This window comes from Staphylococcus sp. HMSC65H10 (genome assembly GCF_001839185.1).
In the GTDB taxonomy this organism is placed as follows: domain Bacteria; phylum Bacillota; class Bacilli; order Staphylococcales; family Staphylococcaceae; genus Staphylococcus; species Staphylococcus simulans.
The window spans coordinates 1-769 of record NZ_KV840419.1 but is presented as its reverse complement, the minus strand read 5'-3'; the positions used below and the strand labels follow the sequence as shown (position 1 = coordinate 769).

Below are 769 nucleotides of genomic sequence, written 5' to 3'. Positions count from 1 at the left end.
CATAATTGACAAAGCTACGTTTATACATAGCGCCCTGCCAACCACTACCCGTTACGCTTTCTGTGTTTAGGTAGAATGACTCCTTGCTTGAAGATTGACTGAAAGCACCACCAACGTCACCGCCTGTATGGTTATCAGTGAAGTCTTTGGCATCTTGTTTATTCCAGCCTTTAAACACGCGCAATTCATCACCTAAAATGAGTGGTGAATAGTCATTGAGTGGTTTATCTACATCATCGTCACCAATCATAAAATAGTCCTCATCGCCTTTGGCAATTTGGAAGAAGTTAGCATTTTTTAATGCCCTCGCTTCTATTGTGACGGGTGTATCAGCTGTACCGCTATTCACAATAGACACTTGGTCTGATATAGCAGTGTTGTAGTTGCCGGTTGCTGCATACTTGTATGGGTCTACCAAAACAACCTTTATAACAAATGACAATACTCCTCTAGGTGTCTTATCAATTTCTACAGGACCTTCAAAAAAAGCATTCCAGTACCAATCTTGTGTCATGAATTGTAATGGGACTTCATAATCATAATCAAAGAAACGTACTATCTCATTTAAAATATCATCGTGTTTTTTCATTCCACCGTGTGAGAGATGTTCATTACTTACTATTAAAGGTAAGTCAAATTCATAACCTTTCACCTCTCTCTTTTTAAAAACTGAACCTTTTCTTCCCGGTACATCTTCAGTTTCTATTTCAAAATTAAAAGAGGGTATTTTAAACCCTCTCAGACCGTAGACAAACTACCGTTATAACTT

General features: G+C 38.1%; 1 pseudogene. It reads right to left on the bottom strand.

What is annotated here, in order from left to right:
- Positions 1-589 (bottom strand): annotated as a pseudogene (locus HMPREF3270_RS11435) (phage tail protein); the annotation flags it as partial.
- Between the last annotated feature and the right edge of the window lie 180 nt (positions 590-769).